The sequence below is a fragment of the Agrobacterium sp. NPDC089420 genome (assembly GCF_044900305.1).
Classification (GTDB): Bacteria; Pseudomonadota; Alphaproteobacteria; order Rhizobiales; family Rhizobiaceae; genus Agrobacterium.
Genome location: NZ_JBJDMY010000011.1, coordinates 133,289 through 158,919 on the forward strand (window position 1 = coordinate 133,289; position 25,631 = coordinate 158,919).

The 25,631-nt window shown below is 61.3% G+C and carries 26 protein-coding genes; 15 read left to right on the top strand and 11 right to left on the bottom strand.

Annotated elements, in window-relative coordinates; all coding sequences use genetic code 11:
• Positions 1-29: 29 nt before the first annotated feature.
• The gene (mnmD, locus tag ACI2KA_RS17655) at positions 30-797 is read right to left on the bottom strand and encodes a tRNA (5-methylaminomethyl-2-thiouridine)(34)-methyltransferase MnmD (protein ID WP_404503754.1); all 768 of its coding nucleotides are present in this window, start codon (positions 795-797) and stop codon (positions 30-32) included.
• Here mnmD and ACI2KA_RS17660 point away from each other — a divergent pair.
• The 9 genes from ACI2KA_RS17660 (at position 796) to ACI2KA_RS17700 (ending at position 6,759) form a co-directional block, all read left to right on the top strand.
• The gene (locus tag ACI2KA_RS17660) at positions 796-2,019 is read left to right on the top strand and encodes an NAD(P)/FAD-dependent oxidoreductase (protein ID WP_404503755.1); all 1,224 of its coding nucleotides are present in this window, start codon (positions 796-798) and stop codon (positions 2,017-2,019) included. The genes mnmD and ACI2KA_RS17660 overlap by 2 nt on opposite strands.
• Before the next feature lie 96 nt (positions 2,020-2,115).
• Positions 2,116-2,823 carry a DUF1045 domain-containing protein gene (locus ACI2KA_RS17665; RefSeq protein ID WP_404503756.1) on the top strand — a complete coding sequence of 236 codons (708 nt, stop codon included), beginning with the start codon at positions 2,116-2,118 and terminating at the stop codon, positions 2,821-2,823.
• 203 nt (positions 2,824-3,026) lie between these two features.
• A complete protein-coding gene (gene puuE / locus ACI2KA_RS17670; protein WP_404503757.1) occupies positions 3,027-3,950 on the top strand; it encodes an allantoinase PuuE in 924 nt (307 codons plus the stop codon).
• On the top strand, positions 3,950-4,447 hold the full coding sequence (gene uraD, locus ACI2KA_RS17675; RefSeq protein ID WP_404503758.1) for a 2-oxo-4-hydroxy-4-carboxy-5-ureidoimidazoline decarboxylase: 498 nt from the start codon (positions 3,950-3,952) through the stop codon (positions 4,445-4,447). The genes puuE and uraD overlap by 1 nt, the downstream gene beginning before the upstream one ends.
• Before the next feature lie 53 nt (positions 4,448-4,500).
• Positions 4,501-4,794 (top strand): nucleotidyltransferase family protein, encoded by a 294-nt coding sequence (locus tag ACI2KA_RS17680; protein WP_003509513.1) that lies wholly within the window; start codon positions 4,501-4,503, stop codon positions 4,792-4,794.
• Positions 4,791-5,153 (top strand): DUF86 domain-containing protein, encoded by a 363-nt coding sequence (locus tag ACI2KA_RS17685; RefSeq protein WP_404503759.1) that lies wholly within the window; start codon positions 4,791-4,793, stop codon positions 5,151-5,153. The genes ACI2KA_RS17680 and ACI2KA_RS17685 overlap by 4 nt, the downstream gene beginning before the upstream one ends.
• Positions 5,154-5,156: 3 nt before the next feature.
• Positions 5,157-5,657 (top strand): ureidoglycolate lyase, encoded by a 501-nt coding sequence (locus ACI2KA_RS17690; protein ID WP_404503760.1) that lies wholly within the window; start codon positions 5,157-5,159, stop codon positions 5,655-5,657.
• A complete protein-coding gene (uraH, locus tag ACI2KA_RS17695; RefSeq protein WP_404503761.1) occupies positions 5,654-6,010 on the top strand; it encodes a hydroxyisourate hydrolase in 357 nt (118 codons plus the stop codon). The genes ACI2KA_RS17690 and uraH overlap by 4 nt, the downstream gene beginning before the upstream one ends.
• A gap of 5 nt (positions 6,011-6,015) precedes the next feature.
• Positions 6,016-6,759, top strand: a complete 744-nt coding sequence (locus ACI2KA_RS17700; RefSeq protein WP_404503762.1) for a metallophosphoesterase family protein — start codon at positions 6,016-6,018, stop codon at positions 6,757-6,759.
• A 3-nt stretch (positions 6,760-6,762) separates the two neighbouring features.
• Here ACI2KA_RS17700 and ACI2KA_RS17705 read toward each other — a convergent pair whose 3' ends face one another.
• Positions 6,763-8,025 (bottom strand): serine hydrolase, encoded by a 1,263-nt coding sequence (locus tag ACI2KA_RS17705; RefSeq protein ID WP_404503822.1) that lies wholly within the window; start codon positions 8,023-8,025, stop codon positions 6,763-6,765.
• A gap of 202 nt (positions 8,026-8,227) precedes the next feature.
• On the opposite strand from ACI2KA_RS17705, the gene ACI2KA_RS17710 reads away from it, so the two are divergent.
• Entirely contained in the window at positions 8,228-8,800 is a 573-nt protein-coding gene (locus tag ACI2KA_RS17710) for a TetR/AcrR family transcriptional regulator (protein ID WP_404503763.1), read from the top strand.
• Complete coding sequence (locus tag ACI2KA_RS17715) at positions 8,797-9,141, top strand: DMT family transporter (RefSeq protein ID WP_404503764.1); 345 nt, start codon at positions 8,797-8,799, stop codon at positions 9,139-9,141. Before ACI2KA_RS17710 ends, ACI2KA_RS17715 begins: the two co-directional genes overlap by 4 nt.
• A gap of 198 nt (positions 9,142-9,339) precedes the next feature.
• Here ACI2KA_RS17715 and ACI2KA_RS17720 read toward each other — a convergent pair whose 3' ends face one another.
• The 4 genes from ACI2KA_RS17720 to puuD all read right to left on the bottom strand — a co-directional run bounded on the left by ACI2KA_RS17720 (position 9,340) and on the right by puuD (position 14,050).
• Positions 9,340-10,473, bottom strand: a complete 1,134-nt coding sequence (locus ACI2KA_RS17720) for an L-lactate dehydrogenase (protein ID WP_404503765.1) — start codon at positions 10,471-10,473, stop codon at positions 9,340-9,342.
• An 80-nt stretch (positions 10,474-10,553) separates the two neighbouring features.
• Positions 10,554-11,303 (bottom strand): sulfite exporter TauE/SafE family protein, encoded by a 750-nt coding sequence (locus ACI2KA_RS17725; protein ID WP_404503766.1) that lies wholly within the window; start codon positions 11,301-11,303, stop codon positions 10,554-10,556.
• A 177-nt stretch (positions 11,304-11,480) separates the two neighbouring features.
• Positions 11,481-12,791 (bottom strand): guanine deaminase, encoded by a 1,311-nt coding sequence (gene guaD / locus ACI2KA_RS17730; protein WP_404503767.1) that lies wholly within the window; start codon positions 12,789-12,791, stop codon positions 11,481-11,483.
• Positions 12,788-14,050, bottom strand: a complete 1,263-nt coding sequence (puuD, locus tag ACI2KA_RS17735) for a urate hydroxylase PuuD (protein ID WP_404503768.1) — start codon at positions 14,048-14,050, stop codon at positions 12,788-12,790. The genes guaD and puuD overlap by 4 nt, the downstream gene beginning before the upstream one ends.
• A 564-nt stretch (positions 14,051-14,614) precedes the next feature.
• Here puuD and ACI2KA_RS17740 point away from each other — a divergent pair.
• Positions 14,615-14,953 carry a hypothetical protein gene (locus tag ACI2KA_RS17740; protein ID WP_404503769.1) on the top strand — a complete coding sequence of 113 codons (339 nt, stop codon included), beginning with the start codon at positions 14,615-14,617 and terminating at the stop codon, positions 14,951-14,953.
• Positions 14,954-14,966: 13 nt separating this feature from the next.
• Here ACI2KA_RS17740 and ACI2KA_RS17745 read toward each other — a convergent pair whose 3' ends face one another.
• From ACI2KA_RS17745 to ACI2KA_RS17765, 5 genes are all read right to left on the bottom strand, one after another.
• The gene (locus ACI2KA_RS17745; RefSeq protein ID WP_404503770.1) at positions 14,967-15,857 is read right to left on the bottom strand and encodes a LysR substrate-binding domain-containing protein; all 891 of its coding nucleotides are present in this window, start codon (positions 15,855-15,857) and stop codon (positions 14,967-14,969) included.
• A gap of 259 nt (positions 15,858-16,116) precedes the next feature.
• A complete protein-coding gene (gene xdhC / locus ACI2KA_RS17750) occupies positions 16,117-16,956 on the bottom strand; it encodes a xanthine dehydrogenase accessory protein XdhC (RefSeq protein WP_404503771.1) in 840 nt (279 codons plus the stop codon).
• Between the two features lie 14 nt (positions 16,957-16,970).
• Positions 16,971-19,310 carry a xanthine dehydrogenase molybdopterin binding subunit gene (gene xdhB / locus ACI2KA_RS17755; RefSeq protein WP_404503772.1) on the bottom strand — a complete coding sequence of 780 codons (2,340 nt, stop codon included), beginning with the start codon at positions 19,308-19,310 and terminating at the stop codon, positions 16,971-16,973.
• 194 nt (positions 19,311-19,504) lie between these two features.
• Entirely contained in the window at positions 19,505-20,974 is a 1,470-nt protein-coding gene (gene xdhA / locus ACI2KA_RS17760; protein ID WP_404503773.1) for a xanthine dehydrogenase small subunit, read from the bottom strand.
• Between the two features lie 240 nt (positions 20,975-21,214).
• Positions 21,215-21,991, bottom strand: a complete 777-nt coding sequence (locus ACI2KA_RS17765) for a 3-hydroxybutyrate dehydrogenase (protein WP_404503774.1) — start codon at positions 21,989-21,991, stop codon at positions 21,215-21,217.
• 232 nt (positions 21,992-22,223) lie between these two features.
• Here ACI2KA_RS17765 and ACI2KA_RS17770 point away from each other — a divergent pair, with 232 nt between their 5' ends.
• The 3 genes from ACI2KA_RS17770 (at position 22,224) to ACI2KA_RS17780 (ending at position 25,516) form a co-directional block, all read left to right on the top strand.
• Positions 22,224-23,285 carry an LLM class flavin-dependent oxidoreductase gene (locus ACI2KA_RS17770; RefSeq protein WP_003524232.1) on the top strand — a complete coding sequence of 354 codons (1,062 nt, stop codon included), beginning with the start codon at positions 22,224-22,226 and terminating at the stop codon, positions 23,283-23,285.
• 54 nt (positions 23,286-23,339) lie between these two features.
• Positions 23,340-24,092 carry a type I methionyl aminopeptidase gene (gene map / locus ACI2KA_RS17775; RefSeq protein ID WP_404503775.1) on the top strand — a complete coding sequence of 251 codons (753 nt, stop codon included), beginning with the start codon at positions 23,340-23,342 and terminating at the stop codon, positions 24,090-24,092.
• A 233-nt stretch (positions 24,093-24,325) separates the two neighbouring features.
• Positions 24,326-25,516, top strand: a complete 1,191-nt coding sequence (locus ACI2KA_RS17780) for an MFS transporter (protein WP_404503776.1) — start codon at positions 24,326-24,328, stop codon at positions 25,514-25,516.
• Positions 25,517-25,631: the final 115 nt, after the last annotated feature.

Below are 25,631 nucleotides of genomic sequence, written 5' to 3' on the forward strand. Positions count from 1 at the left end.
CCCGCTCGGCAACGCTTCTCGCAGTTGCCTCAGACGGACGGCCTGGTGCCGCAGAGCATCTCACGTTTTCCGGCAAAACCCTTGCGGCGCTCCAGGTCGAAACCGGCGGCGATGAGGTTGCGGCGGACGAAACCGGCGGCGGCATAGGTGGCGAATGTGCCCTGCGGCGCCGTTTTGGCGAAGAGCGCCTGCATGATGTCCAGCGACCACATGTCAGGATTGCGCGCCGGTGCGAAGCCATCCAGAAACCAGGCGTCGAAGCTTTCGTCGCTGTTGGAGATGCCGGCAAGGGCCTCGCCGCAGATCACCGTCAGGCGCGTCTCGTTATCCAGTTCGATGTCGATCCTGCCTTCTGGCTCTTCCGGCCAGCGGGCGGCAAGCGCCTTGCGTTCGGCATCCACTTCCGGCCAGCGGGAAAGCGCCCGGTCGATCTCGTCTGCCTTCATCGGATAGAGTTCGAAGGAAATGAAATGCAGTGTGGTGCGACCATTGCCGGCCTCTTTGCGCGCTTCTTTCCATTGCCGCCAGGTCTCGCAGAGATTAAGCCCGGTGCCGAAGCCCAGTTCGCCGATGCGGAAGATGCCTTCGCCTTCACGCCAGCGCTGCGGCAGCCCGTTTCCGGACAGGAAGACATGGCCGCATTCCAGCCTGCCATCCGTCTGGCAATAAAAATGATCGTCAAAGGCCAGCGAATAGGGCATATCCCCGTCACGCCAGTCGAGTGCGGTGCGGGTTTCTGCGGTTGCCGAACCGGTCTCTGCGCCAGTCTCCGCAATAGTGTCGTTGGAATCTCTCATGGCTAAAGCCGATAATCCCGCTTTCGAACAGGGTCAATCGCCAAGATTGGCGGCGTCGACATTGCCAGGCTCCATATCGCTCCTCATCGTCGGCGGCGGCATCATGGGGCTGTGGGCCGCCGTCAAGGCGGAACGGCTTGGCATGGACACGCTGCTGGTGGAGGCGGATCGCCTTGGCGGCGGGGCGAGCGGCGGTCTGCTCGGCGCCTTGATGCCGCATATGCCGGACCGCTGGTCGGACAAGAAGCAGTTCCAGTTCGATGCCCTTGTGGCGCTGGAACAGGAAATTGCCGGGCTGGAGGCCGAGACCGGGCTTTGCGCCGGTTATCGCCGCTGCGGCCGGATCATTCCGCTGCCCAAGCCGCATCTGCGCGGCATTGCCGAGCGGCACGAGCGCGATGCCGCGGAGAACTGGATTTCGGGCGAGCGGCGGTTCCACTGGCATGTCGGCGACAGGCCTCCGGTTACGGGCTGGGTTGACGAGGCTGCGGGGGAAGCGGGTTTCGTGTTCGACACGCTGGCGGCGAGGGTCTCGCCGCGTGCGATGGTGGCCCTTCTTGCGGCTTTTCTGCGCAAGGCGCGACACGTGCGGGTGGCGGAACAGTGCCGCGTCGTCTCGCTTGATCCGGGGAAGGGGCGGGCGGAGCTGTCTTCGGGGGAAGAGATTGCCTTCGGCCATGCCATTGTCGCCAACGGGCACGGTTCCTTTCCGTTGATCCGCGATGCGCTCGGGCTCGAGGCCGGCGTTGCCCTTGGCCAGCCGGTGAAGGGGCAGGCAGCGCTTCTCGACGCGGCAGCCGACCCGGCCATGCCGGTCGTGTTCCTCAACGGTCTTTACATCGTGCCGCATGAGGACGGCACCGTCGCCATCGGCAGTACCAGCGAAGATTGTTTTTCCGATCCTTCCAGCACCGATGAAAAGCTGGAAAAGCTGCTTGCGGATGCGCGTGCGGTGGTCCCCTCGCTCGGCGGCGCGCCGGTGCTTGAACGCTGGGCCGGATTGCGGCCGAAGGCGGTGGGGAGGGACCCGATGGTGGGTGCGGTTGCCGGCCATCCGAAGCTCGTTGCGCTGTCCGGCGGCTTCAAGGTCAGCTTCGGCCTCGCCCATTTTCTTGCCGGGGCGGCGCTGCAAACCGTGGCTGGCGAGACGCCGTCCATGCCCTCCGGGTTCGGCCTTCAACAACACGTGAATATCGCCCTCACGGACTTTAGAAAGTTCTGATCGGGCCGCCCACGTCGTTAATCTGTCACGCAAATCACTTATCTGCTGGCGTGCAACGAGGCCGGTTTGTCGGCTTTTGCGGCGAGGTGACAGCGCATGCGATACGCCATTCATTTCACGCCTTCCCCCAATGATCCCCTGACGCAGGCGGCCGCCGCGTGGTTGGGGCGCGATGCCTATTCCGGTCAGGCGGTGGAGCCGCCGGGCATGATCGATCTCGGCATGCAGGAAATTTCCTACCACACGGCGCTGCCGCGCCGTTACGGTTTTCACGGCACGATCAAGGCGCCTTTCCGGCTGGCCGAAGGTCATTCCGAGGCCGCACTTTTGCGCGACCTGATGTATTTTTCCGGCAAGCAGGACCCTTTCATGCTGCCGCAACTTGTGGTGGCAAGGCATGGAAACGTCTTCAGCCTGGTTCCCGAGCGCCCTTGCGAAGTACTGCATTTTTTTGCCGCGCGCGTGGTGCAGGAATTCGACCGTTACCGCGCGCCGCTGTCGGAAGCGGAGATCGAGCGCGCCGATCCCGACCGGCTTTCCGCCTCGCAGCTCACCAATCTGCATCGCTGGGGCAGCCCGCATGTGATGGACGAGTTCCGGTTCCAGATGTCGCTGACGGGCGGTGTCGAACCCGCCAGCAGCCAGAGGATCGAGCGCGCCGTGCGCAAGGTTTTCGAACCGCTGCTGACCCGGGCGCTGCAATTCTCCAGTCTCGCGCTTTTCATCGAGGATGAGCCGGGTGCGCCGTTCCGGGTGCATTCGCTGCATCCCATGGGTCGCGTTTCCGCCCGCAAGATCGCCTGAGACAGGTGCTTTCGTAATCGTATACAAAAAAGCATCGGAATGTCGGCAAGATTGATCTCGACATTCCCGACGCGGATGCTACCGTTCGGCATCGCATATCCGAAGTTTGCGCCGTTTACCCACCGCCGGGTCGGTGCGCTTTGGAGATTTGTTTATGTCTCCCCAAATCGGTTTCCGCCGGGGAGAGATGTCTGGGTGGCTGAATGATTTCCGAAAATTACTCCCGCAATCTGGTGGGCTATGGCCGTCACGTTCCCGATCCGAAATGGCCGGGCGGGGCACGCATCGCCGTGCAATTCGTCATCAATTACGAGGAGGGCGGCGAGAGCTGCATTCTCGATAATGACAAGGCGTCGGAATCGCTGCTGTCGGAAATCGTCGGTGCCCAGCCCTGGCCCGGCCAGCGCAACCTGAACATGGAATCAATCTATGAATATGGCTCGCGCGCCGGCTTCTGGCGGCTGTGGCGCATGTTCACAAGTCTTGGCGTCACCACCACTGTTTATGGCGTGACGGCCGCCATGGCCCGTAACCCGGACGCTGTCGCGGCGATGAAAGAAGCGGGCTGGGAAATTGCCAGCCACGGTTATCGCTGGCTGGAATACAAGGATTTCCCGGAAGAGGAAGAACGCAAACATATAACGGAAGCCGTGCGCCTGCATACCGAGCTGACGGGCGAACGTCCCTACGGCATGTATCAGGGCAAGCCATCGGACAATACGCTGCGCCTCGTCATGGAAGAGGGCGGTTTCCTCTATTCGTCCGATTCCTATGCCGACGATCTGCCCTATTGGGTGAAGGGAGCGAAGGACGAGCCCTTCCTGATCATTCCCTACACGCTCGAAACCAACGATATGCGTTTCGCCACGCCGCAGGGGTTCAACTCCGGCGACCAGTTCTTCACCTATCTGAAGGACGCCTTCGACGTGCTTTATCAGGAGGGTATCGAAGGCGCGCCGAAGATGATGAGCGTCGGCCTGCATTGCCGCCTTGTCGGCCGCCCCGGCCGCGCCGCGGCGTTGCGCCGTTTCATCGACTATGTGCTCAGCCACGACAAGGTGTGGATTCCGCAGCGGATCGAGATCGCCCGGCACTGGCATGAACATCATAAGCCGGAGACGCCTTGATGGTGACGCGCGAGGAATTTGTCGCCCGTTTCGGCGGTGTGTTCGAACATTCGCCCTTCATCGCCGAAAGGGCTTACGATGCCGGCTTGGCCGAGGGGGATTTGACGGCGAAGGTGGTTCACGCCGCACTCACCGCGCAGTTCCGCGCCGCTTCCGAGGCCGAGAGGCTTAGCGTGTTGCGGGCGCATCCGGATCTTGCCGGCAAGCTGGCGATTGCGGGTGAACTGACCGCCGACAGCCGCAACGAACAGGCGGGCGCGGGGCTCGATCGGCTGTCGCCGGCGGAACATGCGCGTTTTACCGAGCTGAACGGCGCCTATACCCAGAAATTCGGCTTTCCCTTCATCATCGCGGTCAAGGGGTTGAACAGGCACGATATTCTTTCCGCCTTCGAGACCCGCATCGGCAATGATGCAGCCGACGAATTTTCAACCGCGACGGCGCAGGTGGAAAAGATCGCCTGGCTGCGCCTTTCCGCGATGCTGCCGGAGGGCTGAATTGGCGAGCGATGGCCGTTCTGCTAGGATCGCGCTGTCTGGAGATAAAGATCATGAGACCCTCCGAGGTGCTGGAAAAGAACAGGGAAGCGATCCGCGAGGCGACGAAGCGCTTCAACGCGGCAAACCCGCGCGTGTTCGGTTCCGTCGCCCGTGGCGAGGACAGGCCGGACAGCGATCTCGATATTCTGGTGGATGCGCTGCCGGGTGCCACCTTGTTTGATCTGGGCGGCTTGTTGGAAGAGCTATCGGCCATCATGCGCGGCACAGAAATTCATCTTTTGACGCCAGGAGATTTTCCCGAGCGCGTTCGTGTGAAGGTTCTGCAGGAAGCGAAGCCCGTATGAGCGCCGAGCGACTGCATGTTTATCTTCAGGACATCAGGCAGATTGCTTCGGAGACCATCGACTTCGTTCGATTGAAGACAAAGGACGAATTTCTGGCTGATCTGGTGCGTCAACGGGCGGTGGCGATGAACCTGCTGATTATCGGCGAAACGACGGCGCGGATAATGGAAGAGTTTCCTGCTTTCGTGGCGGATTTTCCGGATATCCCGTGGGTCAAGATGCGCGGCATGCGAAACAGGATCGCGCACGGTTATATGAGCATCAATCTGGAAACCGTGTGGGATACGACACAGACGGCGATACCGGATCTTCTGGACAGACTCTTACTTCTGCAAAACTGGCATGCCCAAGGTGAATGACATTTGACCGATTTTCTCGACATAAAACCCCTTACCAAAGAGACATTCGCATCCTTCGGCGATGTGATCGAAATTACCCCCTCTTCGATGCGCCACATCAATGGCGGCCAGACCGAGCGGCACCATGCGCTTGCCGCGCCCGAGGCGGCGGGCGAGGGTGCGCGTATCATCCTCAATATTTTCCGCGGGCAGCCGCGGGTATTCCCGCATGGCATCGAGATGATGGAGCGGCATCCGCTCGGCAGCCAGAGTTTTTCGCCGCTGTCCGGCAGGCCCTTCCTCGTCGTCGTTGCGGAAGATGAGGGCGGGCGGCCGGCGCGGCCGCAGGTGTTTCTGGCGCGGGGCGATCAGGGCGTGAATTACCGCCGCAATGTCTGGCATTATCCGCTGATGCCATTGCAGGCAGTCTCCGATTTTCTGGTTGCCGACCGCGAAGGGCCGGGCAACAATCTGGAAGAGTATTTTTTCGACGAGCCCTTCATGATCGCGGAGCCCCAGCCATGACCGGTTTGACCACCCATGTTCTCGACGCCGCCCATGGCACGCCGGCGGAGGGACTGACGATCGAGCTTTACCGGCTCTCCGGCGATCGCCGCGAGAAGCTGAAGACGGTGCAGACCAATAGCGACGGCCGCGTCGATGGCGGGCCGCTGCTCTCCGGCGAGAGTTTCAAGGCCGGTGCCTATGAGCTGGTTTTCCATGCCGGCGATTATCTGCGCGGCAAGGGCGTGGCGCTGCCTGAACCGGCCTTTCTCGACATTATCCCGATCCGCTTCGGCATTGCCGATGAGAGCGGGCACTACCATGTGCCGCTTCTGCTTTCGCCCTATAGCTATTCCACCTATCGAGGAAGCTGATTGCCATGATCTTTGCCGCCATTGCCGATATTCATGGAAATTGTGCAGCACTTGAAGCCGTGCTCGAGGATATCGCCAGGCTTGGCATCAAGGACATCGTCAATCTAGGCGATTGTTTCAGCGGGCCGCTGGAGGCGGGTTTCACCGGCGATGTGCTGGTCGGCAACTGGATACCGAGCATTCGCGGCAACCATGACCGGGAGCTGCTCGAGCGCGCGCCGGAGGATATGGGCAGCTGGGAAAGGCCGGCGCATGCCCAGCTCTCCGCCGCGCATCTGGACTGGCTGCAGACACTGCCGTTCAGCATGGTGTTTAAAGACGTCGCCTATTGCTGTCATGGTTCGCCGCAGGGCGATCTCGATTATTGGCTGGAAACGCTGTCGCCGGAAGGGGTGTTGAAACTGCGGCCGCTCGACGAAATCGAGGCGAGGGCCGATGGCATCACCCAGCCGCTGATGTTGTGCGGCCATACCCATATTCCCCGCGCGGTGCAGCTTGCCGATGGCCGGCTGATCGTCAATCCCGGCAGCGTCGGTTGCCCCGGCTGGAAGGACGACACGCCTTTCGACCATCACGTCGAGGTTGGCCATCCGCTTGCCACCTATGCCGTGCTGGAAGAAACCGCACGCGGCTGGCAGGTCTATTTCCGGAACATCCGCTACGACAATCTGGCCATGGCCGAGATGGCGCGGGTCAACGGCATTCCGTATCTGGCGGACGCTCTGGAGAATGGCTGGCTCAAGCGGTAAAACTCACCCTTCGCTGTTCATCACCACGCAGGCGTAAGACTGCGCCTTCAGCTCCTTGCAGGCGGAAACCGCCGAAGACTGGTCTTCGAAGCCGGTGAAGCGGGCGCGGTAGAGCGTCGCCGATCCGCTTTTCACGGCTTCGGTATAGGGGGCGATCCCGCCATAGCTGCCGATGTTGGAGCGGGCGTTGGCGAGCAGCGAGCGGGCGGCAGCTTCGCTGTCGGTCGCGGCAATCTGCACTTCCCAGCGGCTTCTCTGCCCCGTGGGCTGGCCAACGGCGGCAGCGGGTTTCGGAATGGCCGAGACCTGCATCATGTCGGCCATCTGGTCGTTGGCCGTGGCGATCTGCATGGCGACCGGGTCGGAGCGGCGTTCGGCGAACATGGGGAGCGGCACGGCTGCGGGCGGCACATTGAAGGTGCGGCTGACATTGGCGCTGGCGACGAGCTGCTCGGTGTTGCGGCTTCGCGATGCCTGCGGCACGGCCTTGTCGAGAAGGGCTGCCATCTGGGCATCGCGGCTGCGGGCGGTCTTGCCGCCCAGCACCACGCCGACGACGCGGCGGCCATTGTGGTTGATGGCGCTGACGAGGTTGAAACCGGAGGCATTGGTATAACCGGTCTTGATGCCGTCCATGCCCTGATAACGATACATCAGATTGTTGTGGCCACGGATGCGTTTTCCCCGGAAATTGAAGGATTCCATGGCGAAGAGGCCATATTCCTTGGGGAAGTCGCGCTGCAGCGCAAGGCCGAGCTTGGCCATGTCGCGCGCCGTCGTCACCTGCGATTTGCTGGGCAGGCCCGACGCGTTGCGGAACACCGTCTTCGTCATGCCGAGCTGGCGGGCCTTGCGGGTCATCATGTCGGCAAAGCGCGCTTCGGAGCCGCCGAGATGATCGCCCATGCCTTCCGCCATGTCGTTGGCGGATTTGACGATCATGCCATAAACGGCCTCTCGCACGGTGAAGGTCTGTCCCTGGCGTACGTAAAGTTTCGAGGGAATGACGGAGGCGCCGTTCTTGGACATGGTGATCTTCTGGTCCCAGCGAAGCCGGCCGGCGTGCAGCGCCTCGAAGGTCATGTACAGCGTCATCATCTTGGTGAGCGACGCGGGATGGTTCAGCACATCGGCATTGCGGGCGGCCAGGACCTTGCCGGTATTGGCGTCCATGATGAAATGGGCGTAACCGGCCTGGGCAGGCGATGCCTGCAATGAGAGGATCGCGCAAAAGAAGGTGAGTGCGAAGACCCAAGCACCCGCCATTCCCCGTTTGATCGTTCCCGACATGATCCGCCCCTTTTCATTCGATCGCCGCGTTGGGCAAAGTTTTACTGACACTTTCCGGCAACAAAACCGCTAAAACTTTAGAGATCGCTTTCATGCTTAATTAAGTATGAATTTCAACCCGGTGGCCGCCCTCACAATTTTCTTGAAAAGAAACCTACCGTCCGGTATGTTGTGAGGCATGACAAACGCTCATGAACGCAAGAAGCAGCCCGAGATCGTGCGCCGCAATCTTCTGGATTGCGCGGCGAAACTTGCTGCCGATCAGGGTGTTGCGGCACTTTCCATACAGGCCGTGGCCGATGCCGCCGGGGTGACGAAGGGTGGGCTGTTTCATCACTTTGCGTCAAAGCAGGCCTTGCTGGAGGCTGTCATGGCGGACCTTCTTTCGGCGCTGGATGCGGAAATCGATGCGCTCGTGTCACAGGATTGTGAAGCTTACGGATGCTTCACGCGGGCCTATTTGAACGCGGTTTTCGATGATCGAGACCGCGATTCGGGCCGGCAATGGGCGGCGATCTCGGTGTCGATGGTCGGTGAACCGTCGCTGAGGCGCATGTGGACCAGCTGGTTCGAGGGGCGTCTTGCCCGTCATAAAGATACGGATGACGGGGTGGTACTGGAGATGGTGCGGCTTGCGGCGGATGGCATCTGGTTTGCCGATCTTCTGGCCGATGATGGCAGGGCAGGTGGCGACAGGGCGGCTTTGAAGGCCCGGATGATCGCCCAGACGACAAAGGAAACGGAACGATGAACGCGGCACTTTTCACCTATGGGGCGCTTGTCGCGGCCATTATCTGCGAGGTCATCGCGACCTCATTCCTGCAGCAGTCGCAGCAATTCACAAGGTGGCTGCCGACGGTGCTGATGGCGGTATTTTACGGCGCGGCCTTTTACCTTCTGTCGTTCACGCTGCGCGTCATCCCTGTCGGCGTTGCCTATGCGATCTGGAGCGGGTTCGGCATCGTGCTGATTTCCGGCATCGGTTATTTCGTGTTTCGCCAGACGCTGGATCTCGCCGCCATTGTCGGTCTCGGTTTCATCATTACCGGCGTGGTGATCGTGAATGTGTTTTCGAAGACGGTGGGGCACTAGGTTCTCCCCCCCTCATTCCTGTGCCTGTCACAGGAATCCAGCCAGCCCAAGTCCTTGGGCTAAAAAAACTCTTCCCGTTGCGCGGACGCGCGTCGGCTGGATCCCTGTGACAAGCACAGGGATGAGGGAGGCAGCGTATGGCGGGACTTTCTGACACGCCGGCTTAAGGCATGGCCTCTTCTACCGCCTTGTCCAACATCACGCCAGAATGCTGCGATCCACATCCGTGATCAGCCTTTTGCCGCAAAGCGCCATGCTGACATCCATCTCCTTGCGGATGATCTCCAGCGCCGTCGTCACGCCCTGCTTGCCATCGGCACCGAGGCCGTAGAGGAAGGGTCGGCCGATATAGGTGCCCTTGGCGCCAAGCGCCACGGCCTTCAGCACATCCTGGCCGGAGCGGATGCCGCCATCCATATGCACCTCGACCCTGTCGCCGACGGTATCGACGATCTTCGGCAGCATGGCGATGGAGGAATGGGCGCCATCGAGCTGACGGCCGCCATGGTTGGAGACGATGATGGCGTCGGCGCCGGTATCGAGCGAGGCGCGGGCATCTTCCTCGTCCAGAATGCCCTTGAGGATCAGCTTGCCGCCCCAGCGCTGCTTGATCCATTCGACATCCTTCCAGGACAGGCGTGGATCGAACTGCTCCGCCGTCCAGGAGGAGAGCGACGACAGGTCGGAGACATTCTTGGCGTGGCCGACAATGTTGCCGAAGCTGCGGCGTTTGGTGCGCGCCATGTCCATGCACCATTTTGGCCGGGTCGCCATCTGCCAGATGTGTTTCGGGGTGAATTTCGGCGGTGCCGACAGGCCGTTGCGCAGATCCTTGTGGCGCTGGCCGAGGATTTGCAGGTCGAGCGTCAGCACCAGCGCCGAGCATCCGGCGGCCTTGGCGCGGTCGATCAGATTATTGACGAAATCCCGGTCCTTCATCACGTAGAGCTGAAACCAGAAGGGTTTCGAGGTGACGGAAGCGACATCCTCGATGGAGCAGATGCTCATGGTGGAGAGCGTGAAGGGCACGCCGAATTCCTCGGCTGCTTTTGCCGCCAGCATTTCGCCATCGGCGTGCTGCATGCCGGTGAGCCCGGTGGGGGAGAGCGCGACCGGCATCGAAACCTTCTCGCCGACCATTTCGGTGGCCAGCGACCGGTCGGTCATATCCACCAGCACGCGCTGGCGCAGCTTTATCTTGGCAAAATCGTCCTCATTGGCGCGGTAGGTGCTTTCCGTCCAGGCGCCGCTATCGGCATAGTCGAAAAACATTTTTGGCACACGGCGCTGCGCCCGGTTTTTCAGGTCCGCTATGGTCAGGATTTTGCCCATGGATAAAGCCTTCACATTTGAATGATGGCTTCACATAACATGAATGTGACGGCTGCGACATCAAAATCGGCGCGGTTTCATCACCAGAATGCCCGCAGAAACAGTTCCGCACCGAGAACAAGCAGGCAGATGAGGAACCAGCGCCGGAATGTCGCGGGGCTGACGACATAACGGATTTTCTGGCCAAGCCACATGCCGGCAAGTGCCGGCAGGACGGCGAGAGCGGAAAGCGACAGATGCTCGATGTGAAAGGCGTTCTGGGAGGCAAGGCCGGCGGCGAGCGCGACGGTGGAGACGGTAAAGGACAGGCCGAGCGCCTGCACGAGATCATCCCGGCTGAAACCGAGCGACTGGATATAGGGCACGGCAGGCACGACAAAAATGCCGGTGCCGCCGGTCAGCAGGCCGGTCGCCAACCCCATGGCCGGGGAGAGTTTTGATTCCAGCCGTGCCGGTACCGCAAGCGGTCTGGCGAAAAGACTATAGGCGGCGTAAGCCGCAAGGCACAGGCCAAGCGCCGAGGTGGTCCACACGCCGCTGCCCGATGTCATCAGCCGGATGCCGACGAGGGTGCCGATGGCAATGGCGATCATCATCGGCCACAGCCGCTGCACAACGGCCCGGAAGTCAGGCCCGGCCAGCAATTGCCAGATATTGGTGATGAAGGAGGGCAGGATGAGCAGGCCGGCGGCGACGACAGGCGGCATGAACAGGCCGAGCACGCCCATGGCAACCGTCGGCAGTCCCATGCCGGTCACGCCCTTGACGATGCCGGCGACGATGAAGGTCGCGAGGACCATGAGCATGGTGGTTGTGTCTAGATCCGGCATGGGCACTCCAGAGGTCATTCGCGTTTCGGCCGGGAGGGCGTCGGGCGATCGTATCAAGCCCGGTGTTGCGATCGGGTTTCTTTTCCCCGGCGGGAAGAAGAAAGACGCGGCAACCGCTCGATCCGATATGTGACTATGTAAGTGAGTCGACAGCTCAATGTTTCGGCCCCAGCCGAACTATGCCAGCGCGCTCTTCATTGCCCTGCCAGCCACATAGGTTTCCGCCACCGTGCGGTCGTCGCCCATCGTCAGCATCAAAAACAGCTCTTCCGTCAGGCTGTTCACCACTTCCATCTTCAGCGCCATGGCGGGTGTCGAGGAAGCGTTCAGCACGGTGATGTCGGCATCGGTGCCGGCATCCAGCGTGCCGATGCGGTCGACCATGGACAGCGCCTCGGCGTTGCCGCGCGTCATCAGATACCAGCTTTCCAGCGGGTTGAGGCGTTCGCCGAGCAATTGCTGGATCTTGTAGGCCTCGTCCATGGTGCGCAGCATGGAATAGCTCGATCCGCCGCCGATGTCGGTCGCAACCGCGATGCGCACCGGCTTTTCGCGCCGTTGCAGCTTTTTCATCGGGAACAGGCCGGAGCCGATGAAGAGGTTCGAGGTGGGGCAATGCACCGCCACCGCGCCGGTTTCCGAGAGCACGTCCGCCTCGCGCTCGGAGAGGTGGATGGCGTGGCCGAGCAGGGTCTTGTTGCCCATCAGGCCGTAACGCACATAGATGTCGGTATAGTCGGTCGCCTCGGGGTAAAGCTCGCAGGTATATTTGATCTCGTCCAGATTTTCGGACAGATGCGTCTGGATGAAGAGATCGGGGAATTCCTGCGCCAGGGCCTGGGCGGCTTCCATCTGCTTCGGGGTGGAGGTGATGGCGAAGCGCGGGGTGATGGCGACGTGGTTGCGGCCCTTGCCGTGCCAGTCGGCAATCACCTGGCGCGTCTCGTCATAGGAGGTTTCCGGCGTGTCCAGCAGGCCCTGCGGGGCGTTGCGGTCCATCATCACCTTGCCGCCCACCATCAGCATGTTGCGCTTCATTGCCTCAGTGAAAAAGGCGTCGGCGGAGGTCTTGTGCACGGAGCAATAGGCGGCGGCCGTGGTCGTGCCGTGGCGCAGCAGCTCGTCGTAAAAATGCGTGGCGATGCGCTGAGCATGCGCGCTTTCGACGAAACGGCATTCTTCCGGGAAGGTATAGGTGTTCAGCCATTCCAGAAGGTTGGCGGCATAGGAGCCGATGACCTGCATCTGCGGGAAATGCAGGTGCATGTCGATGAGGCCCGGCACGATGAGATACGGCCGGTGATCCTTTTCCTCGACGTCTTCGGGGGCTTGCTTGCGGATATCGGCGTAGTCGCCGATGGCGGCGATCCTGCCGTTTTCGATCAGCAGGCCACCGTCTTCGATATAGAGATAGCTTTGCGTATCGTCGATTGCGAGCGGCGCGCGGCGGAAGCTCAGCAGGCGGCCACGCAGCAGAACCATGCTCATTCAGTCTTTCCTTCGGCTTTTCCAGGCCCGGAGACCGCGCTTTCATACCAGGCGGTCAGCAGCTTGCGCTCATCCGGGGTGATGGCGGTGATGTTGCCGGGAGGCATGGCATGGCTGCGGCCGGCTTGCAAATAGATTTCACGCGCATGGGCGGCGATCTGCTCGTCGGTTTCGAGCTTCACCGATTTCGGCGTGAAGGGCACGCCTTCCCAGACAGGCTCGGCCGCATGGCACATGGAACAGCGACCCTGAACCACATCGCGCGCCTTGGCGAAATGGGCGTCGCTGACGAATTGCTGCTGCATCGGCGAAAGCGTCGCCGCTTTCTGCTCCTCCTCGCCGGTCAGTACCTTCGGCACGGTTGAAAGCCACATGATGACGATGAAGATCAGCGCGGTGAGAAGCCATGTCCATGTCGGTTTGCCCTTGCGGGCATGGGTGGTGTTGAACCAGTGGCGGATGGTGACACCCATCAGGAAGACCAATGCTGCGATGATCCAGTTAAACTGCGTGGCGAAGGCCAGTGGGTAGTGGTTCGACAGCATGAAGAAGATGACGGGCAGCGTCAGGTAGTTGTTGTGCAGCGAACGCTGCTTGGCGATGCGGCCATATTTCGGGTCCGGCGTGCGCCCGGCAATGAGATCGGCGACGACGATCTTCTGGTTGGGGATAATGATGAAGAACACGTTCGCCGACATGATGGTGGCGGTAAACGCACCGAGATGCAGGAAGGCGGCGCGGCCGGTGAAGACCTGCGTATAACCCCATGCCATCGCCACCAGCGCGACGTAAAGCACGATCATCAGGCCCCACGTGTTGTTGCCGAGCGGCGATTTGCAGAGGAAATCGTAAAACAGCCAGCCGATGGCAAGCGAGGCCAGCGACAGACAGATGGCCTGGAACTGGGTGAGCGCCAGCACGGAATGATCGATGAGGAAGAGATCGGCGCCGCCATAATAAACGATGCAGAGCATGGCGAAGCCGGAAAGCCAGGTGACATAGCTTTCCCATTTGAACCATGTCAGGTGCTCGGGCATCTGGGCAGGCGCGACCAGATATTTCTGGATGTGGTAAAAACCGCCGCCATGCACCTGCCATTCCTCGCCATAGGCCCCCGGTGGCAGATGCGGCCGTTTGACCAGCCCGAGATCGAGCGCAATGAAATAGAAGGACGAGCCGATCCAGGCAATGGCGGTGATGACGTGGAGCCAGCGGACGGCAAAGGCCATCCATTCCCACGCAATGGCATATTCGTACATGCGGTTCCCCTGATCCTTGTGCAGCGCACCTTGCGAGAAATTTGACCGTTAGGAAAGGGAAAAGCGGAAGTCCGGCGGCGATTGTTCACAATCCGACGCATTTATGTTCGCAATCTCGCCGAAGACAGGTCGCGTGCGGCCGCGAGCCCGGCAAAGTTGCAACAAGGGCTTCCTGTCGCATCGTTTGTGCTTAGCTGGCTAATGCGACTCAGCTATTATCTTCCGTGCAGCCTGCCGATATGCTGAAATATTGGGCTGCGGAGCTCTGGAGCGCCTGTCGCCCGAAAGGACGCAGCAAAGAACGCTCCAACCTTTCATGCGGCGCATCGTTTCCGGCAAAAATCGCTCGCGATTCCGGGCCTGTGCGCGGGGCTTCCATGACATGTTTCGCTGGCGGTTGTTCCGAAAGCGGGTGCTGCGAACCCTGGGGCGGGGGCAGATTAGGGGGCAGGTGTCGCAGTTCCCGGTGCCGTTGTGTCCGGGTGCGTGTTGATGTGTGAAATTTGAATAAAGGGACGCAATGATCTTTCGGCAACCGCCGTTGTTTCAACGGAGACCATGCCGATGCGCCTTGTTCTGACGGTTCTCTTCCTGTTTTTGGCGTTTACCGCCACCGCGTTCGCCCATGAATCCCACAAGGGATTTAAATATGAAAGCTATTGCTGCAATGGCGACGCCGAGACCGGCGACTGCCAGATGATCCCCACGCGCAGCGTTCGTGTCACGCCGCTGGGTTACGAGGTCTCGCTTGCCCCCGGCGATCACCGCATGGTCACGCGTCGGCACGTTTTCAGCTGGTCACAGCGCGAGGCAAGACGGTCAGAGGACGGAGAATATCATCTCTGTCTGTTTCCTGACGAGGATACGCCACGCTGCTTTTATGCACCGGATATGGGGTATTGAGGCTTCAAGATCATTATATTTCGGAAAACTCGTTCAGAAGCCATTCGCGGAATGCTCTTATTCGCGGAACATTCCGTCGGGTTTCCGCATAAACGAACCAATAGTCGCGGCCATCATTGCTCAAAAGCTTGAAGGGCTGCAGCAGACGGCCGGCGGCAATGTCTTCGGCATAATGTTCCGGATTGACGACGGCGACGCCGAGACCGGCCATGGCGGCGCGCGCATCCAGCGTCTGGACGCCGAAATCATTCGCGACCCGCGTTTCCAGATCGGGGTTGAGAACGCCGGCATCGCGAAACCACAATTTCCACCAGGGATCGGTGGGGCTGATGATCGGCAGCTTCAGCAGGTCGGTGGGCTGGCCAATGCCGCCGATGCTTTCCGCCAGCGCCGGGCTGAGTACCGGCGTGAAATCCAGCCGCATGATGCGATGTGCTTTCAGGCGCGGCCAGTCGCCCTTGCCCCAGCGGATGGCGACGTCGGCCTTTTCCCGGTCGAAATCGACGACGCTGCCGGAGGTTATGAGCCTCACGGCGATGGCGGGATGCCGCAGGTGAAAGGCGCCGATACGCGGCGTCAGCCATTGCAGGGCGAAGGTGGGAGTGGAGTGGACGATCAGAACGTCGCTTGATCCGTTGCGCGCCTCTTCCATCGCAATCTCGAGTGTTTTGAAGGCCTGCGCCGCCTTTTCGGCCAGGCGCTCTCCTGTTTCCGTCAATGCCACCTGCCGGGCTTTGCGCAAGAAAAGCGGCTCGCCGATATTCTCTTCCAGAAGCTTCACTTGATAGCTCACCGCCGTCTGCGTCATGCCGAGCTCTTCGCCGGCCTTGGTGAAACTCAAGGATCTGGCGGCGGCTTCGAATACGCGCAGGGCATTCAAAGGGAACTGGCGGGACATTTTCATGGATAAGTTCTCTTTATGCATTCCACCAAAGGTTTCATTGGTTTTCACCTGAAAACAAGAGCATTTTTTGTCTCGTTCATCAATTGAACTTCTGAACCGGAAAATAGAATGGAGACGATTATGCGCAGAGCACTCTCACGCGCGTGGTCCCGCCTGCGCGCGGGTCTGCGGCTTATGGAACGGTTTGCCTTTGCCAGCCTGCAGCCCGACGATCTGGCCGAAGAGAGCCTGACGGACGGGTTGAAGCGTGATATCGGGCTTATGGACGGGCGTGCTGACTATGGGGAAAGGGCAAGGCTGCGGCGGCCGAAAATGCCTGAAGCAACTCGGCTGCTACAAGGGCCGCTATGATTGCCGGACGTTTGTCCCGCACGCCGGCGCCGCCGATCGGCAGAGTGAGTCGTGTCAGGCGGGACGGGGGTTCTCCCTGCCCCGCCAGCCAATGCGCGAAGGTGGCGCGTTTGGTCTTCGAACCGATCATGCCGACATAGGCGAGGTCATCGCGGGCAAGTGCTTCCTTCGCAATCAGGAAATCGAGCGCGTGATCGTGGGTGACGATGATCGCCGCCCCGTTTGTCGGGATTTTCTGAACGAGCGCTTCCGGCATGGGGGTCAGTATGGACGCCGCCGCCGACGGAAGGTCGCGCAGCTCGCTTTCACGGGTTTCCACGATTGTCAGGGTCAAAGGCAGGAGAGACAGGGCCTCGGCCAGTGCCTTGCCGACGTGGCCCGCCCCGAAAATGAAGACGGCCGGCTGTTGCTCGGTTTCGCCTTTCAGCCGCGCCTCCAGCGCTGCCGCGATTTCCGCCGTTATCAGCCGGAACCGGATGAGGGTGCGCCCGCCGCAGCACTGGCCGATTTCCGGGCCGAGCGGAATATCCATGCGGTCCTCGGTGGCGCCGGTTCGCAGCATGGCGCGGGCGTGGTCTATCGCCATATATTCGAACTGGCCGCCGCCGATGGTTTGCCACAGGGCTTCCCGCGAGACCAGCATGAAAGTGCCGGCCTCGCGGGGCGACGAGCCTTTCACGGCCTCGATTTCCACGAGGATTGCGGGGGCAGGGCGGGCGAGAAACGTGGATAAGGAGGTGTCAGGCATTGGCGCTGGCCCCCTCACACCTTCTTCAGCCGTTCCACCGCCATCAGAACCCGCTCCGGCGTTGCCGGCGCGTCGAGGCGCGGGCAGACCTTGTAATCGGCGATGGAGGCGACGGCCATGGAAAGCGCTTCGAGAACCGAGATCGCCAGCATGAAGGGCGGTTCGCCCACGGCCTTGGAGCGGCCGATGGTGGGTTCGGCATTTTCCGCCCATTCCGCCAGCCTGACGTTAAAGCTCTTCGGCCGGTCGGAGGCGAGCGGGATCTTGTAGGTGGAGGGCGCGTGGGTGCGCAGCCGCCCCTTGCCGTCCCACCACAATTCCTCCGTGGTCAGCCAGCCCATGCCCTGCACGAAGGCGCCCTCGATCTGGCCGATATCGATGGCCGGGTTCAGCGACTTGCCGACATCGTGGAGGATGTCGGTGCGCTCCATCAGATATTCGCCGGTCAGCGTATCGATCGATACTTCCGAGCAGGCCGCGCCATAGGCAAAATAATAAAACGGCGTGCCGCGGCCGGCGGCGCGGTCCCAGTGGATTTTCGGCGTCTTGTAAAAACCGGCGGCGGAAAGCTGCACGCGGGCGAAATAGGCCTTTTTGATGAAATCGTTGAAGGCGATTTCCTCAAGCCCGATGCGCACCCGGTTCGGCAGGAAAACGACCTCCTCTTCCGGCACCTTCCAGTTCTCGGCGGCGAATTTGATCAGCCGCTCACGGATCTGGCGGGCGGCGTCATAGGCCGCCATGCCATTGAGGTCCGTACCGGAGGAGGCGGCGGTGGCGGAGGTATTCGGCACCTTGCCCGTGGTGGTGGCGGTGATCTTCACCCGGCCGATATCCACCTGGAAGGCATCGGCCACCACCTGCGCCACCTTGGTGTAAAGGCCCTGGCCCATTTCTGTGCCGCCATGGTTCAGATGGATGGAGCCGTCATTGTAGATATGCACCAGCGCGCCGGCCTGGTTGAAGGCGGTCATGGTGAAGGAGATGCCGAATTTAACAGGAGTGAGCGCAATGCCCTTGCGGATGACCTGGCTCGTCTTGTTGAACTCGATGATCGCCTCTCGCCGCGCGCGGTAGTCGCTGGAAGTCTCCAGCTCCTCGACAATGCGGGCGATGATATTGTCCTCGACCTCCTGATGATAGGGCGTCGTGGTGCGGCCGGAGCCGGTCTCGCCATAAAAATTCAGCTTGCGGATATCAAGCGGGTCTTTGCCGACGGCATAGGCGATTTCCTCGATGAAACGTTCCGCCCCCAGCATGCCCTGCGGGCCGCCGAAGCCGCGAAAGGCGGTGTTGGAGACCGTGTGGGTTTTCAGCGGCCGCGAGGTGAGGTGGACATGCGGGTAGAAATAGCTGGAATCGGCATGGAACAGCGCGCGGTCCGTTACCGGGCCGGACAGGTCGGAGGAAAAACCGCAGCGTGCGGCATAGGTGGCGTCGACGGCGTGGATGCGGCCTTCCTCATCGAAGCCCAGTTCGTAATCGACGCGGAAATCATGGCGTTTGCCGGTTGCCGTCATGTCCTCGTCGCGGTCGGGGCGGATTTTCACGGCCCGGTTCAGCTTCTTGGCGGCGATGGCGCAAAGGGCGGCGAACTGGTTGCCCTGGGTTTCCTTGCCGCCGAAACCGCCGCCCATGCGACGCACCTGCACCGTGACGGCGTTGGACGGCACCTGCAGGATGTGGCTGACGATATGCTGGATTTCGCTCGGATGCTGGGTGGAGCTCCACAGCGTCACCTCGTCATCCTCGCCCGGCACGGCCATGGCGATATGGCTTTCGAGATAAAAATGCTCCTGGCCGCCGATCCGCATCGTGCCGGTGAGACGGCGGGATGCGACATCCATTTCGATCTTCGCATCGCCGCGTTTCAGCGTCATCGGATCGATGACGAGCGCGCCGCCATTTTCGATTGCCGTGTCGATATCGGTGAAATGCGGCAGGTCCTTATAGGTGATCTTCGCCTTGCGGGCCGCCTTTCTGGCGATATCGCGGGTTTCGGCAAAAACCGCGAAGATCGGCTGGCCGTGGAATTCGACCTTGGTTTCGGCCAGCAGCGGCTCGTCGTGACGGCCGCCGGAAGAAATGTCGTTTTCGCCGGGCATGTCCTTGCCGGTCATCACCCACAGCACGCCGGGCGTTGCTTCGACCTCGGACAGGTCCATCGAGACGATTTCGGCGTGCGCCCGGTCGGCAAGGCCGAGCGCGCCGTGGACGAGGCCGGCGGGTTCGGGAATGTCATCGATATATTCGGCGCTGCCGGTTACGTGCTTGTGGGCGGAATCGTGCCGGAGCGAGGCGTGCATCGGGCCGTCGATTGCGGTCTTGGTCTTGTCGAAGCTTGTGGTGTCCATGGTTCAAGCTCCTTCTTGGTGAATGATGGCATGGGGCAGTGACAATGCCCCCTCATTCCTGTGCTTGTCACAGGAATCCAGCCGACGCGCGTCTGCGCGGCGAGAGAGTCCTTCCAGCCCAAGGACTTGGGCTGGCTGGATTCCTGTGACAAGCACAGGAATGAGGGAGGGTGCGGTTGTCGCCATCGCCATGATCACGCCTCCTCCAGCGAGAAACGGTTGAGTTCCTGCTTCTCCCCGGAAGTCTCAAGGAAGAACCGCGTCAGCAGGTTCTTGGCTGTCAGTTGCCGGTATTCGGCGGTGGCGCGCCAGTCTGTCAGCGGAGCAAAATCCTCATCCAGCGCGTCGCGCGCTGCATTGATTGTTTCCTGCGACCATGAGGTGCCGAGCAGGGCTGCCTCCAGATGTGCAGCCCGTTTCGGCGTACCCGCCATGCCGCCGAAGGCGATGCGAATATCGTCGACGGCTCCTTCGGCGTCCAGCGTCAGATTGAAGGCGGCGCAGAGCGCGGAAATATCCTCGTCGCGGCGCTTGGAAATCTTGTAGACGGCGTAACGGCTTTCCGGCGTCTGGAACGGAATGAAGAGCTTTTCGACGAACTCGCCGCTCAGCCGGTCCTGTTTGCCGTAGTCGATGAAATAGTTTTCCAGCGGCAGGCTGCGATTGCCGGAAGACGAGCGCAGGGTGAGCGTCGCGCCAAGCGCGATCAGCGCCGGCGGCGTGTCGCCGATGGGCGAGCCGTTGGCGATATTGCCGCCGATGGTGCCCATGTTGCGCACCTGCTCGCCGCCGAGACGGTCAAACAACCGGGCAAGCGGCGGGAAGTACTCCGCGATGGTCTTGAAGGCCTGGCTGTAGGTGACGCCGGCGCCCAGCGTGATGCCGTCTTCACCCACGGTGATGGTTTGCAGATCACCGAGATTGTTGATGAAGATGACGGGGTTCAGCGCCCGCATCTGCTTTGTCACCCACAGGCCGACATCGGTGGAGCCGGCGACGATGGTGGCCTTCGGTTCAGCGGCGTAAATCTCGGTCAAATCCGACAGCGTCGCCGGAATGATGGTGCGATCCTCACCTCTGACGACGGTGATCGTCTCGTTTTCGCGGATCGCCCACAGCCTTGCCATGATGTCGGTGCGGTCCCGTTGCAGTGGGTCGAACAGCGCGCTCGGGCGGGCGGCGGCGATTTTCTCGGCGGCCTTCACGATCGGCTCATAGCCCGTGCATCGACAGAGATTGCCTTGCAGCGCCTTTTCGATATCGGAGCGGCCGGGTTTTTCGCTGGAAAGCCAGAGACCGTAAAGCGACATGATGAAGCCCGGCGTACAGAAGCCGCATTGCGACCCGTGAAAGTCCACCATGGCCTGCTGCACGGGGTGAAGCGTACCGTCGCGGGCGGCCAGATGCTCCACCGTCACGATATGGGTGCCGTGCAGCGAGCCTAAAAAACGGATGCAGGCATTCACGCTTTCGTACCGCAGCGAACCATCAAGCAGCCGCCCGACCAGCACGGTGCAGGCGCCGCAGTCGCCTTCGGCGCAGCCTTCCTTGGTCCCGGTCAACCGCTTGCCGATGCGGAGGTAATCGAGAAGCGTGTCTGTCGGTCCGAAATCCTTCAGCGAAACGGTTTCGCTGTTGAGGATGAAGCTGATCGCGTCTTTCATGCAATGCCTTGCTTTTTGCCCGGCTGTCGGGCCGGTTTCTTGTCATTGGCTAGATGACGTCCAGTTTAAACGAAATTGCCGGACGTGCTCTATCTCTTTGTTTGCGCGCATTATCCGGACGTAAAGCCGCGACGCGCCTTTACTGGAAATGCTTCATGCACATCTATGCACGCCCGCACGCGCATATCGATTTCCGTTTTGGCAATTCATTGTTTCCATAACGGAAAGAAAATCCGGCAATTATTGCGCCGTCCAGCCGCCATCCACGGAAATATGCGTGCCGGTGATGTTGCTGGCCGCGTCGCTTGCCAGAAACAGCGCGGTGGCGGCCACGTCGTCGACGGTGACGAATTGCTTGGTGGCCTGCAGTTCCAGCATTACGTCGTTCTTCACCGCCTCTTCGCTGATGCCGCGCACCTTGGCCATTTCCGGTATCTGCTTTTCGACCAGCGGGGTCAGCACGTAACCGGGACAGATGGCGTTGACGGTAACCCCGGTCTGCGCCAGTTCGAGCGCCGCCGTCTTCGTCAGCCCCATGATACCGTGTTTGGCCGCCACATAGGCCGATTTGAACGGCGAGGCGACGAGGCCGTGGGCCGAGGAAATGTTGATGATGCGGCCTTTGCCGGCCTTCTTCATCAGCGGTATCGCGGCACGCATGGTATGGAAGGAACTGGTCAGATTGATGGCGATGATCCAGTCCCATTTTTCCGTCGGGAACTCCTCGATCGGCGCAATATGCTGGATGCCGGCATTGTTGATGAGCACATCCACCGAGCCGAGCTTTTCGTGGGAGGTGTGGATGAGGTCGGCGATCTCGTCCGGTTTCGTCATATCCGCCGGGTGGTAAAGCACGCGTCCGCCGCTTTCGGCTTCCAGCAGAAGACGGAGCTTTTCAATCTCGTCCTCGTCGCCGAAACCGTTCAGCACGATATTGGCGCCGTCCCTCGCAAAACGCTGGGCGATGGCAAGGCCGATACCGCTTGTGGAGCCTGTCACGATAACTGTCCGATGCATGCTTTCCCCTTTTTGCATTACTTCGCACATGTTTAAGCAGCCTATGCCCAAAGGGGGCGGGCTGGCAATCGCCATTTCGGGGGTCGTTTCGGGGACGGCTGGCGCAATGGCGAATCCGGCTGCGCCCATCCAATTTTTCGAAGCCAAGCATCCAGATTTTGCGCCAGATTTTGCGTTTGCCTGAAGCGCCGTCCCTCCCTATCTCTCAGGCAAGCAAACAGAGGTATCGTTCATGGAACTCGGTCTTTACACTTTCGCGGATGTCAATCCCAATCCCGCAGATGGCCGCGGGCCGGAAGGCGCGCGCCGGCTGCGGGAACTCATCGAGGAAATCGAACTCGCAGATCAGGTCGGGCTCGATGTGTTCGGGCTGGGGGAACATCACCGCCCGGATTACGTCGTTTCCTCGCCCTCCACCGTGCTTGCGGCGGCGGCGGTGAAGACGAAGAACATTCGTCTGACGAGCGCCGTGTCGGTTTTGAGTTCGGACGATCCGGTGCGGGTGTTCCAGCAGTTCTCAACCGTCGATCTCCTGTCGAACGGTCGCGCAGAGATCATGGCCGGGCGTGGTTCCTTCATCGAATCCTACCCGCTGTTCGGTTACGATCTCGAAGATTACGACGTGCTGTTTGCCGAAAAGCTCGATCTGCTTCTGGCGCTGCGCGAGCAGGAAATCGTCACCTGGTCCGGCACCAAACATCCGGCCATCAACGGGCGCGGCGTCTATCCGCGTCCGCTGCAGGAGCGTCTGCCGGTGTGGATCGCGGTCGGCGGCACGCCGCAATCGGTGGCGCGGGCCGGGGCCATGGGGCTGCCGGTGGCGCTTGCCATCATCGGCGGCGAATATCGCCGTTTTGCGCCGCTGTTCGATCTCTATCATGAAGCCGCGCGCCGGGCGGGGCAGGAAAAGACGAAGTTGCGCACCAGCATCAACGTGCACGGCTTCATTGCCGACACCACCGACAAGGCGGCGGACCAGTTTTATGGCCCGCAGGCGGAGGTAATGAACCGCATCGGCCGCGAGCGTGGCTGGGGACCGACGAACCGCGCGCATTTCGATGCGGCGCGCGGGCCGGAGGGCAATCTTTTCCTTGGCGAGCCGGAGCTGGTGGCGGAAAAGATCATCAAGGCGCATGGCGTGTTCAGGAATGATCGGTTCCTGCTGCAGATGGCCATCGGCCTGATGCCGCACGATCAGATCATGCGCGGCATCGAGCTTTATGGTACGAAAGTCGCCCCGATCGTCAGAAAAGAATTGACGGGGAGCGCCGATCCGGTGAAAGCCACGGCCTGAAGATTGCCAAGGCGGGCGCTTTCAGACCCGCCATATAGAACGACGGACAGAGACATGGTCATTTCCACCGAAGAAGAACTGGTTCTGCTGAAGGACATCGGCCGCCTGTGCGCCGTCGCGATGCAGACCATGGCGGACGCGCTGGAACCCGGCATCACCACGGCCGAGCTGGATGCGATCGGCCGCAAGGTGCTGGAGGATAACGGCGCGCAGTCGGCGCCGGAATTCTGCTACAAGTTTCCCGGCGCGACCTGCATCAGCGTCAACGAGGAAGTGGCCCACGGCATTCCGGGGCCGCGTATCATCAAGGCGGGCGATCTCGTCAATATCGACGTTTCGGCGGTGAAGAACGGCTTTTTCGGCGATACTGGTGCGTCTTTCGCCGTGCCGCCGGTGAAGAAGGATATCGAACGCCTGTGCCGCGATGGCAAACGCGCCATGTGGACGGGCCTGCAGCAGGTGAAAACCGGCCGGCCCTTCGCCGATATCGGCAACGCCATCGGCGCCTTTGCGAAAAAGAACCGCTACACGCTGATCACCAATCTGGCGAGCCACGGCATCGGCCGCTCGCTGCATGAGGAGCCGAAGGAACTGGCGACCTGGCCGGACAAGGACGAGCGCCGCATCATGCAGGAAGGCATGGTGTTCACCGTCGAGCCGTTCCTGTCGACGGGCGCCTATTGGGCCGAGGATGGCGATGACGATCCGTGGACGCTCTATAGCGATCCGAGCGCGCCGACCGTGCAATATGAGCACACGGTTGTGGCGACGAAGAACGGGCCGCTGGTGCTGACGCTTGCGGAGTGAGGGTTAGGACTGTTGAGGTCCGGCGCCCAGGCTAATGGCTCCCGTGTGGCAGTGGGGATGCTGTATTCAAAACGTTTCCATCTCCTCATCCCTGTTCCGGGGAACAGGAAAGAGGGTGAACAGGGCGTGGGCAGACGACACGGGCGTTCCGCCCGGCACCGATAAAGACGGCTTATGACGCCGATCAAAATAACTCGCTTGTCGCTTATCCGCCCGGTTGCGATAAGCCATGCATGACCACCGACAAGCCACTTTCCGCCAGACATCTGACCGCGCTCGGTTTCGCAGGCGCCGTCATGATGGCCTCAGCCATGGGTTTCGGCCGCTTTTCCTTCACTCCCATCCTGCCCGGCATGATGGCGGATGTGCCGCTCTCGGCGGGCGATGCGGGCATCGTGGCGGCGGGCAATTTCGCCGGTTATCTGGCGGGTGCGGTGCTGTCGGCCTATTCCTGGGGTTCTGGACGGGAGCGGCTGGTAGCACTTTGTGGGCTGTTTTCCACCGCTGCGCTGCTGCTGGCCATGGCCGCTTTCAATTCCGTGACGGCCTTCACCGTCATCCGGTTTCTCGCCGGCGTCGCCAGCGCGCTGACCATGATCTTCACCTCGCAGATCGTCATCGGCCATGCCATGAAAGCGGGCAGGGACGCGGTTCAGGCGCTGCATTATGGCGGTGTGGGTGCCGGCATCGCCATTTCCTCGCTTACGGTTTATCTGATCGGCGTCGTTTTTGACGGCGGCGGCGCCTCCTGGCGGGAGGAGTGGATCGCCGGGGCCGTCTTTTCCTTCCTGACATTGCTGGTCGTCTGGCGGGTGCTGCCGGCAGGTCCGCCGCGGCATGCATCGTCGGTAGCGGAGCCGCCGCTCGCATGGACGCGGCCGCTCGTCCTGACCACGCTCGCCTATGGGCTTTTCGGTTTCGGTTATGTCATCACCGCCACCTTCATCGTGGCGATTGCCCGCATGGCAGCCGCCGGCGCTTTCGTGGAATTTCTGGCCTGGTTCGTCACCGGCTGTGCCGCCGCCGTTTCTCTGTTCCTGTGGAAACCGGTGTTGACGTCGCAGGGGCTGAAACGCGCCTTCGTCATCGTTCTTGCCGTTGAAGCCATCGGCGTCTTCGCCTCCGTGATGCTGCCGCCGGTGCCGGGCGTGCTGGCGGGGGGCCTGCTTCTCGGGCTGACCTTCATGGTCATCACCGCCTATGGCCTGCAGCTCGGCCGGGAATTTGCCGGGCCAAGCCCGCGCCGCGCCTTCGCGCTGATGACGGCCGCCTTTGGAACCGGCCAGATCGCCGGGCCGCTGGCAGCCGGATGGATCGCCGAGGCGACGGGAAGTTTCACCGCGCCCAGCATTCTCGCATCGGCCGTGCTCGTCGCCAGTATTCTGCTGATGCTGCCGGTGCTCGCCACGGAGCGGCGGCGCTAGGCCGCCGGCGGTCTTTTCCAGCCCTTCATCGGCTGCGCCATCGCGGCCCGTTTCGCCAACTTCGCCTTACATCTTGTTAAGGTCAGCGCTTCGCCGTTGCTGTGCACAAATTTCT

Coding starts and splice junctions, on each gene's coding strand:
- ACI2KA_RS17745 (WP_404503770.1), bottom strand. CDS start 15,857: ATGAAAATGTCCCGCCAGTTCCCTTTGAATGCCCTGCGCGTATTCGAA.
- ACI2KA_RS17720 (WP_404503765.1), bottom strand. CDS start 10,473: ATGGGCAAAATCCTGACCATAGCGGACCTGAAAAACCGGGCGCAGCGC.
- puuD (WP_404503768.1), bottom strand. CDS start 14,050: ATGTACGAATATGCCATTGCGTGGGAATGGATGGCCTTTGCCGTCCGC.
- ACI2KA_RS17665 (WP_404503756.1), top strand. CDS start 2,116: ATGCGATACGCCATTCATTTCACGCCTTCCCCCAATGATCCCCTGACG.
- xdhC (WP_404503771.1), bottom strand. CDS start 16,956: ATGCCTGACACCTCCTTATCCACGTTTCTCGCCCGCCCTGCCCCCGCA.
- ACI2KA_RS17770 (WP_003524232.1), top strand. CDS start 22,224: ATGGAACTCGGTCTTTACACTTTCGCGGATGTCAATCCCAATCCCGCA.
- ACI2KA_RS17680 (WP_003509513.1), top strand. CDS start 4,501: ATGAGACCCTCCGAGGTGCTGGAAAAGAACAGGGAAGCGATCCGCGAG.
- ACI2KA_RS17710 (WP_404503763.1), top strand. CDS start 8,228: ATGACAAACGCTCATGAACGCAAGAAGCAGCCCGAGATCGTGCGCCGC.
- ACI2KA_RS17700 (WP_404503762.1), top strand. CDS start 6,016: ATGATCTTTGCCGCCATTGCCGATATTCATGGAAATTGTGCAGCACTT.
- map (WP_404503775.1), top strand. CDS start 23,340: ATGGTCATTTCCACCGAAGAAGAACTGGTTCTGCTGAAGGACATCGGC.
- puuE (WP_404503757.1), top strand. CDS start 3,027: ATGATTTCCGAAAATTACTCCCGCAATCTGGTGGGCTATGGCCGTCAC.
- ACI2KA_RS17660 (WP_404503755.1), top strand. CDS start 796: ATGGCTAAAGCCGATAATCCCGCTTTCGAACAGGGTCAATCGCCAAGA.
- uraH (WP_404503761.1), top strand. CDS start 5,654: ATGACCGGTTTGACCACCCATGTTCTCGACGCCGCCCATGGCACGCCG.
- ACI2KA_RS17765 (WP_404503774.1), bottom strand. CDS start 21,991: ATGCATCGGACAGTTATCGTGACAGGCTCCACAAGCGGTATCGGCCTT.
- ACI2KA_RS17725 (WP_404503766.1), bottom strand. CDS start 11,303: ATGCCGGATCTAGACACAACCACCATGCTCATGGTCCTCGCGACCTTC.
- guaD (WP_404503767.1), bottom strand. CDS start 12,791: ATGAGCATGGTTCTGCTGCGTGGCCGCCTGCTGAGCTTCCGCCGCGCG.
- ACI2KA_RS17705 (WP_404503822.1), bottom strand. CDS start 8,025: ATGGCGGGTGCTTGGGTCTTCGCACTCACCTTCTTTTGCGCGATCCTC.
- ACI2KA_RS17685 (WP_404503759.1), top strand. CDS start 4,791: ATGAGCGCCGAGCGACTGCATGTTTATCTTCAGGACATCAGGCAGATT.
- mnmD (WP_404503754.1), bottom strand. CDS start 797: ATGAGAGATTCCAACGACACTATTGCGGAGACTGGCGCAGAGACCGGT.
- ACI2KA_RS17780 (WP_404503776.1), top strand. CDS start 24,326: ATGACCACCGACAAGCCACTTTCCGCCAGACATCTGACCGCGCTCGGT.
- uraD (WP_404503758.1), top strand. CDS start 3,950: ATGGTGACGCGCGAGGAATTTGTCGCCCGTTTCGGCGGTGTGTTCGAA.
- ACI2KA_RS17740 (WP_404503769.1), top strand. CDS start 14,615: ATGCGCCTTGTTCTGACGGTTCTCTTCCTGTTTTTGGCGTTTACCGCC.
- ACI2KA_RS17715 (WP_404503764.1), top strand. CDS start 8,797: ATGAACGCGGCACTTTTCACCTATGGGGCGCTTGTCGCGGCCATTATC.
- xdhB (WP_404503772.1), bottom strand. CDS start 19,310: ATGGACACCACAAGCTTCGACAAGACCAAGACCGCAATCGACGGCCCG.
- xdhA (WP_404503773.1), bottom strand. CDS start 20,974: ATGAAAGACGCGATCAGCTTCATCCTCAACAGCGAAACCGTTTCGCTG.